This window comes from Roseofilum sp. SBFL (assembly GCF_017746885.1).
Classification (GTDB): domain Bacteria; phylum Cyanobacteriota; class Cyanobacteriia; order Cyanobacteriales; family Desertifilaceae; genus Roseofilum.
Genome location: NZ_JAGHZH010000098.1, coordinates 19,598 through 28,876, shown reverse-complemented (window position 1 = coordinate 28,876; position 9,279 = coordinate 19,598). Strand labels below are relative to the sequence as shown.

The following is a 9,279-nucleotide window of genomic DNA, read 5'->3' as shown; positions in this document are numbered from 1 at the left end:
CTAACAGAATCGTTGCTTCAGCAGAGCGAGCTACGTGTTTCCGGAGTGGGTACTCTACATCCATTGTCTATTCTATTTTTCAGCTCTTTACTTGTCCTCTTATTCTATCCCTCTTTCGGCAGAGTGACAAAAGAGGGATAGGGAATGGGAGACGCGGGGACACTAAGATAGACTATCCCTCTTCTGTCACTTTCCGAGTTCAATTAATAGGAAATTCGCTAATTATCCGGAAGGATAAAAGGATTTAAATGGATTAACGGTGTTTATCAATTTATTAAATCCTCGTAATAAATAAGAACTCGGAACAACATATAACCACGGAACAATTGACCCGAACAAAAGGGTCGGCTAAATCAGTAAACGAAAATTTTTCAAGACCCTTTTCCAACCGCCAGAGCGCTCCCACTGTGAGTGGACAGAACAATTCACTTGAGCTTTAGCACGGGTTAAGGAGAGGGTATTTACTCACTAAGCTCGGGTTTGACATTGCTGTAATTGACGGTGCAATTCCTCCACAGAGGTTGCCGGTTTTTTGCAAGAAAGACCTTGGCAAACTAAGGCGATCGCTCCTTCGGGTAATTCGGGAACTTTCTGGATCAGAACAGTTGGTAAATATAACCCCCGTAGCTGCTCGAGTTGCCCCTCCACAATTCGCACTAGGGTACAATTACGATACCAGTCTAACGCTGCAAACAAGCTAGGACAGGCTTGAGGAGATTTGGATAGAATAGTGCTGAACGCCAGTAAACCTTGTTCGGCGCGATCGAAATAATCCAAATTTTCAGTTAACAGAAACAAGCGCACTAAATTCGCCATCGCAATGCCGTTGGCTGCGGGAGTTGCATTATCCAAATAGCTCCGTTCTTGGATAATTAAATCATCACTTTTGACACTGTTATAGTATCCGCCTAATTCTACACTCCAGAGCAATTCATCAAATTCAGCTTGAATCTGGATTGCTTTTTCCTGTAGATTGGGCAGTTCTAAACTCGGAGAACACCACAAACTCGCCTGCTGAATATCTAACAGAGCCTTAATCAACAGTGCATAATCTTCAGCTTGGGCTAAAACATCGGGTTCCCCCTCATAGTTGAGACGATGATAGCGACTCTTAACCCATTGATTCTCTAGAATAAAATTAGCGCCCTGAATGGCTAAATCCAGATAATCGGGACGTTGCCAAACTTTCGCGGCTGCGGCTAACCCAGATAATAGTAAACTATTCCAGGATAAGATCATTTTAGTATCGGTAACTGGTGGAATTCGTCCGGGCCAAGTTTGTTGTTTTGCTTCCTGATTATTGCGAGCAGGGGGGAATGTGGGGAGGGAGTCGCGATCGCTGCCATAGCGCAAAGTGAAAAGTTTACTTAATCCAGTTTCTAAGCGATCGGGAAGTTGCCCTTTTTGGGTGCGCTGCAATACCAGCTTACCTTCAAAGTTCCCGGATTCGGTAATATCAAACTGTTGCTGAAGGTCTTGAAATTCTTCTGGGGTGAGTTGACGCTCTAATGTGCCATAGTCCCAGATATAAAAATCCCCTTCTTCCGGTTCTAAAGCTGTGGATGAGGTGAAATTATCGGCATCTTGAGCCGCCCAAAAATAGCCTTTGGGATCGGTCATTTCGCGCTTTAACCAGGTGACAGTGGTGGCGATCGCCCTCTCTATCGCCTTATCCTGTACCCCCGCATCCCACAAATGGGCCAGATATTCCATAATCTGACCATTATCATAGAGCATCTTTTCAAAGTGGGGAACCGTCCAAGTCCCATCCACCGTGTAGCGATGGAACCCTCCAGCTACCTGATCAAAAATGCCCCCCAGCACCAGGTCATAGCCCCTCTGAGCGCAGCTTTCCAGGGCATCGTAGGGGGGATCTATCGCGGTGAAACGGGTGGCTCTGAGGGCAGTTTCAGCGTAGGGAATCATGGGAAAATTGGGCCCCATATCCCGTGCCGTGAGGATACCGACGCTGGTTTGTAAGCCTTGGTACAAGAGATCTTCGCCCAATTCTCTGGTTGCGGGGATAGTCGCTGCTTGGTGCAGAGCTTCGGCGATCGCCTGTTTGCGACTGGCTAATTTTTCCCCTTCCCGATCGTAAAACATTCGCAAGGCTTGCAACACTTGTAAAAATCCGGGCCGACCATACCGAGGTTCCACGGGAAAATAAGTGCCGCCATAAAAGGGAATGCGATCGTCTGGAGTAAGGACAATATTTAAAGGCCATCCCCCTTGTCCCGTCATCATTTGCAACGCTTGCATATAAATACTATCCACATCGGGACGCTCTTCTCGATCCACTTTAATAGGCAGAAAATTAGCATTCATATATTCAGCAATTTCTGCATTACTAAAAGCTTCCCCTTCCATCACCGTACACCAATGACAGCTTGAATAGCCAATCGAGAGAAAAATCGGTTTATTGTCTTTTTTTGCCGTTTGGTGTGCTTCATCACACCATGGCCACCAGTCTATCGGATTTTCAGCATGTTTGCGGAGGTAGAGACTTCGGGATTGGGCCAAACGATTGGTCATTGATCTATGATGGGTGAAGATAACAATATCTTCTGCATTCTAATACTAATTCTCAGAAACTGTGCAATTCACGATTGACTGACAATTCGCTTAGAGCCAATTGCCTCTTCAGGGTAGCATCATCACGGCTGGGAACAACTCAAATTGAGACACAATTTTCTCTTCTAGAGATTCGATAAACTATGATAAAATCTATCCTAACTATTTTATTTTTCAATGCTCTAACTTTTCTAGCTTCCGTCAGTTGGGCTAATCCGGTGGATCAATTGCGCCCAGTTTATGAAAATATTTTACAAACCTATCCCCAGGAGTTGGAGCAAGCCCAGCAATTAGGCAACCCGTTGTTTGAATTAAGTGTACTCAATAAAGCAGCTATTGCCTATCAATATTTGGGTCAACTTGAGGAAGCTATACCTCTCTATAAGCGGGCACTTCGATTAGCCCGTCAATTACAAGATGAAGACCTTGAAGGGAGTATTCTTTGGAGTTTGGCTACTGCCCATAGTCAACTCGGAGATCCCTATGGTATTGACTTTTTAGAATCCCAGTTGCAAGCAGCCCGCACCCCTTCGGGCCGTAAAGTTATTCTCAAATATTTGAGCTTGGCTTATCTACAAGCCGTTGATTATGAAAAGGCGATTTTTCTGCGCCAAAATCACCTAGAAATTGTCCGTGAAATTGGCACCCAAACCGAAGAGATTGAAGTTCTAAATGATTTGGGATTAGCTTACTTTGCTAACCGCAACTATCGTCAAGCTATTGAAATCCAGGAAGAAGCCTTATCTTTAGCTAATTCTACTGGTGAATTTCAGCTTAAAGGCGATGTTTTATTTCACCTGAGCATTAGTTACAGTTGGGCCAAACAACAGGAAAAAACCTTAAAAACACTCGAGGAGCTTTTAGCCTTGGGGGAGGCAACGGATAATCTATTCCAAGTGAATCAAGCCTTGAACGGACTGAGTGAATATTATACGATTCAGGAAGACTATGAGCAAGCCATCGCCTTACAAGAAAAACGCTTAAATACTATTCGGGAACAAGGTGATTTTACAACTGAGTCTTTTGCCCTGCAAGATCTGAGTAGAGTTTACTACTGGTCAGGGAACTTAGAGCAGGCGATCGCCCTTCAGACTGAAGCTCTCGATATTCTAGACCAGGGATTTAAACAACGACAACAAGAGTCTCCCAATGCCACTGAATCCTTGGAATTTTCTCGTGTGGCTTCCCAAGCTATTGGTCAGGAAAAGCTGGGTTTTTTACTTCTGCAATCCCAACAATTAGAAGCCGCAAAATCTAGATTTTATAAAGCGATAGAAGGTTATGATAGCCAGCGAAAAGTGACGCTATCGAATCTGAGTTTTACCAACTTATCTGAAGATGAATTTAAAATATTTAGCTACGATCGATCTACGGATGTTTATCGCCTCTTACAGCAAATTGCAATTGAGCAAAATCAAATCCTTGAAGCCTTAGAGCTTTCGGAAGCGGGTCGGGCTAGAGCCTTGGTTGATTTGTTGGTGAGTAAATTAGAGACTAATCCCAATTCGATGGAGACTGAACCCCCAAATATAAACCAGATCAAGCAAATTGCTCAACGGGAAAAGACGACTTTAGTCACGTATACGGTGCAATATGAATACGGACGGTTTTATCAAAGTGGGCCGGGAGAATGGTTGACTTCTCATGCATCAGAAAGGAAAGCAACTCAATTATATGTTTGGGTAATTTCTCCCCAAGGAAATATTGAATTTCGCCAGGTTCCTCTGAATTTTGATTTAGATCAATTGGTGAAAAATGCACGGGATTTTATTACGTTAACGGGGTTATCCCGTCGCCACCTGCCTCCAGGAGAACCCTTGAAAGAATTGCATGAGTATTTGATTGAACCAATTGCTGATTTACTGCCCAACAATCCGCAGGAGCGCGTAACGTTTATTCCCCAAGACTCGTTGCTTTTAGTACCGTTTCCGGCTCTCCAGGATGGACAGGGAACTTACTTAGTCGAGAAACATACGTTGATGACTTCTCCTTCGATTCAAGTGTTAGATTTAACTCGTCAAAATCAACAGCGCAATCAAAATCAAGGCTCTAGCGTTAATCCTCCTTTAGTGGTGGGTAATCCCACGATGCCCGAAATTGAGTTAGAAGGGGGTAAAAGTACGCTGCAACTGGAGGATTTACCGGGAGCAGAACTTGAAGCAGAGGCGATCGCCACTTTACTCAATACAGAACCGTTAATTGGTGATCGAGCAACTAAAGCTGTGGTAGTCTCTCAAATGGAATCTAGTCCCACGATCCATTTGGCAACCCATGGACTGCTCAATGATCTAGGAGGATTTTTGAGTTCTTTAGCTCTAGCTCCAACCGCTGGCGATCCCGGTTTTCTCACGGCAAAAGAAATATCTCAACTCTCCCTGAGAGCAGAATTGGCAGTACTGAGCGCTTGTGATACAGGACGGGGCAATATTAACGGTGATGGTGTAATTGGACTCTCGCGAGCCTTTATCAGTGCGGGAGCCGAAGGGGTATTAGTCTCCTTATGGGCAATTCCCGATGAACCCACCGTGACGGTGATGACTAACTTTTATCAACAAATGCAACAAAAACAAGATAAAGCCAGTGCCCTCCGTGAAGCCATGTTACTGACCCAAAAACAGTTCCCTGAACCTCGGAATTGGGCAGCATTTACCTTGATTGGAGTATCTGAATAAGATCGGAATTTTACACCCATAGATCGTCTTCTGTTGCCAGTATTCTTGAGTTGTTAAAATGACTGAGGTTTCCCAAAATCAGCCTGGGTAGGAAAACTGACTTAAATTTGATATAACAGAAAGCAAGCGCCAAATTGCACAAACACTTGATTCTACAGGATTCATTTTGAATAGTAAACGTGGCGTAAGCCCCGGACTCCCTGGCTATTATGCACCAGTCTAATTCTCAAATCGTGACTCTTGCAGAGGAGCGGTGGATTGATTATCATCCTCTAACTCTAGAGCCTCAGATGCTATTGTCAGAGGCGATCGCCCACTGGCAACTCTATCAGCAGTCTCAAACTGGGCAAGTTCAGCCTTCCTTAGCATTAGTTGTTAAACAGCAACAGTTAGTTGGCCGCGTGCAGTTGTCTCGTTTTTTACCTTATCTTACTTCGCCAGAGAGTGCTGAGAAGATGACTGTTGAGCAAGTCATGCAACCGGAAGGTATTACCCTAGAAATTACTGAGTGGGAAATGTTCAGCACTCAGGATAAGCTTGCAACGCTCCTTGAATTTGTCGAGCATCATCAACTGACTTCTCTTCCTTTAGTCTCCTCAACTCATGAATTAATTGGTCTAGTTCATCTGTCAACTTTATTACAAAATCTGAGTAACGATCGCGGGACACAACAAACTCGACCCTCTCAGACAACTTTCGATCAAACCTTTGCCCAGGCGGTCATTGGTATGGCTCATATTGACCTAGAAGGAAACTTTATTCAAGTCAATCAGAAATTTTGTGATTTAGTCGGGTATTGCAGTTCAGGCTTGATTAATCACTCTTTTTTTGAACTCATGGTTCCTCAAAATCTCCAGAGTTTAGAAAATCACAATTACCAAGACGTTACTCGCCGTTACTTAGATCGACTTCTCAATGGCACATTACCGTTTATTAACATTGAAAACAATTATTTCACCCAAACTGGACTACAAAATTGGGTAAATATAATGATATCTTTAGTGCGTAATCCATCTGGAGAACCCGCATACTTTCTCAGTGTTATCCAAGATATTAGCGATCGCAAACTTTTAGAACAAAAGTTACATACTTCCGAAGCAGAATTGCGATCGGTTTTTGCGGCGATGACTGAGATCGTCTTAGTGATGGATCGGGAAGCAGAAATGATCAAACTTTCTCCCACTTGTCCAGCCATATATCAGCAAGACGGCTACGATCTCATTGGAGAAACCATTAATCAAATTATTTACGGAGATTATCGTTCGGAATTGATGCAACATTTACAAAATGTCATCCATCAGAAAAAAAGCCTTAATTTTGAATACTATTTAACCCTCCCTCAACAGACGTTTTGGTTTTCCGCGACTCTCTCTCCTATGCCAGATAAAAAAGTTATTTTAGTCGCTCGCGATATCACGGAAAGAAAACAAAATGAAGAACAACTCAGACTGCTCAAGAGATCCGTAGAAATCTCGGATGACGGCATCATTATTAGTGACGCTCAACAAGCCGACATACCGATTATTTATGTTAATCCTGCCTTTGAAAAAATTACGGGCTATTCACCCCAAGAAGTCATAGGACAAGGACTGTTGCGGTTCTATAAAAACAAATTTTATCAACATCCCTATGAATCCATAAAAAGACACATTCGTCAAGGCAAAAACTTTCAGTTTAGTTGTCCAAGCTATCGTCAAGATAATCAGCTTTTCTGGAGTCACTTATCGTTGTATCCCTTACGAGATAGAACCGGAGAACTGACTCATTATGTCATCCTTCAGTCTGATATTACAGAGCGCATCTCCGCAGAACAAGCCTTGAAAAAGAGTGAAAAACGCTGGCAACTTGCACTCAAAAGTAATAATGATGGTATCTATGACTGGGATTTGGAAAATAATCGGATCTTTTATTCTGCTCGATGGAAAGAAATGTTGGGATTTTCGGAGTCAGAAATTAGTGATAAACCCAGCGAATGGATGACCCGTTTACATCCGGATGACTTTGAACAAGTGATGTTTACCAATCTTCGATATCAGCACAGTCAAAATAATCCTTTATTTACGATTGAATATCGAATGCGCTGTAAAGATGGTCGCTATAAGTGGATTTTAGATCGAGGTCAGATCTTGTATGATAATCAGGGGGAAGAAATTCGGATTATTGGATCATACACTGATATTACAGAGCGAAAAGAATCTGAAGAAAAACTGAGAGAATCTCAGAAGCGCTTGGAGTTTTTAGTCGATCAAACGCCTTTAGGTGTGATTGAATGGTCGGTTGATTGGAATATTGTAGAATGGAATAAAGCGGCTGAACGTATTTTTGGTTATCGTCGCCTAGATGTCTTATCTTCTCCCCATAGCTTTGAAATCTTATTTTCTGATACTCAAAAGAACAAAGTTTATGAGTTAATGCAAGCCTTGGAATCGGAAGAAGATACCACCTATGCCATTTGTGATAATATCAGGGACTCCGGGGAAGAAATTGTCTGTGAATGGTATAATACCGTGTTAATGGATAGACAAAATCATGTGATCGGATATGCTTCCATGATTGCGGATATTACCGTGCGAAAGGAAGCAGAAGTTGCTTTAATTCAGGCTAAAGAAGCTGCTGAATCCGCCAACCAAGCCAAAAGCAACTTTTTAGCTAATATGAGCCATGAGTTAAGAACACCATTAAATGCAATTTTAGGATTTACTCAGTTAATTGACCGCAGTTCTAACCTGGACTCTGTCCATCGCGAGCAATTGGGGATCATTAATCGTAGTGGTGAGCATTTATTATCCTTGATTAATGATATTTTAGAAATGTCGAAAATTGAGGCCGGCAAGATCACACTTAATGAGAGTGAATTTAATTTATGGATGCTGTTAGATACCCTCAAAGAAATGCTACAAATCAAAGCAGAAAGTAAAGGGTTGAGTTTGGCTTTGGTGTGTAGTCCCCAAGTACCAGAATATGTGGAAGGAGATGAAAGTAAATTACGTCAAGTTTTGTTAAATCTTTTAGGCAATGCCATTAAATTTACAGAACAAGGAGGAGTCAAATTATCCATTTCGGCGATCGCTGCCCCAGAAAACAACACCCTTAGACTCGCCTTTGAAGTGAGCGATACGGGGCCGGGAATTGCCCAAGAAGACCTAGACACTTTATTTGAACCCTTTGTGCAAACCGCAGTCGGCCGACAATCTCAACAAGGAACCGGTCTCGGATTACCTATCAGTCGTCAGTTTGTACAATTAATGGGAGGAGATATTCAAGTGTCCTCTCAAGTGGATGTCGGCACTCAATTTACCTTTGATTTGCCTCTCGAAGAAGTCTTACATCAACCTCAAACAATCAGAAGCTCCAGTCGAGTGATTCATTTAGCCCCCAATCAACCTAACTACCGAATTTTAGTCGTTGATGACTCATTAGATAATCGCCTGCTTTTAGATTCCTTATTAAACAGTGTCGGCTTCGAGGTCAAACAAGCCAGCAATGGAGAAGAGGCTATTTCCATTTGGGAAACCTGGAATCCCCATTTGATCTGGATGGATATTCGGATGTCTGTTATGGATGGACTTCAAGCCACTCAATACATTAAATCCCATCCCCAAGGTCAATCCACTCGAGTTATTGCTCTAACTGCAAGTGCCTTTACGGAAGAACGCGAACAAATCCTGGCTGTAGGGTGCGATGATTTTCTCAGTAAACCTTTCCAAGATCAAGAGTTATTTGAGAAAATGACCCAACATTTAGGGGTCACCTATGTCTGTGATTATCTCGATCCGGCTTTGCCATTATCGCCCTCAATCTCTAATTCCCTAGAATTGGTAGGTGAGGCTTCTATCAATTGGGAGTTGATGCCCAAACCCTGGTTACACAATCTCTACCAAGCTGCCTTAGAAGCTGATGCTGAACTGATTTTAGAGTTGATCGAAAAAATTCCCAACGATCAAAGAAATCTAGCAAAATATTTAAATGATTTAGTCGATAATTTTGAATTTGAAGCGATCACTCAAAACTTAAATTCAGTGTTATATTAAATCTA

3 protein-coding genes are annotated in these 9,279 nt (G+C 42.5%); 2 read left to right on the top strand and 1 reads right to left on the bottom strand.

Annotated elements, in window-relative coordinates:
- Positions 1-468: 468 nt before the first annotated feature.
- Complete coding sequence (locus tag J7545_RS11110) at positions 469-2,532, bottom strand: thioredoxin domain-containing protein (RefSeq protein WP_318698005.1); 2,064 nt, start codon at positions 2,530-2,532, stop codon at positions 469-471.
- A 182-nt stretch (positions 2,533-2,714) separates the two neighbouring features.
- Between J7545_RS11110 and J7545_RS11105 the strand changes: the two genes are divergently transcribed.
- Together J7545_RS11105 and J7545_RS11100 are read left to right on the top strand one after the other, a co-directional pair.
- The gene (locus J7545_RS11105) at positions 2,715-5,243 is read left to right on the top strand and encodes a CHAT domain-containing tetratricopeptide repeat protein (protein WP_318698006.1); all 2,529 of its coding nucleotides are present in this window, start codon (positions 2,715-2,717) and stop codon (positions 5,241-5,243) included.
- 233 nt (positions 5,244-5,476) lie between these two features.
- Entirely contained in the window at positions 5,477-9,274 is a 3,798-nt protein-coding gene (locus J7545_RS11100) for a PAS domain S-box protein (RefSeq protein ID WP_318698007.1), read from the top strand.
- Positions 9,275-9,279: the final 5 nt, after the last annotated feature.

Coding starts and splice junctions, on each gene's coding strand:
- J7545_RS11110 (WP_318698005.1), bottom strand. CDS start 2,532: ATGACCAATCGTTTGGCCCAATCCCGAAGTCTCTACCTCCGCAAACAT.
- J7545_RS11105 (WP_318698006.1), top strand. CDS start 2,715: ATGATAAAATCTATCCTAACTATTTTATTTTTCAATGCTCTAACTTTT.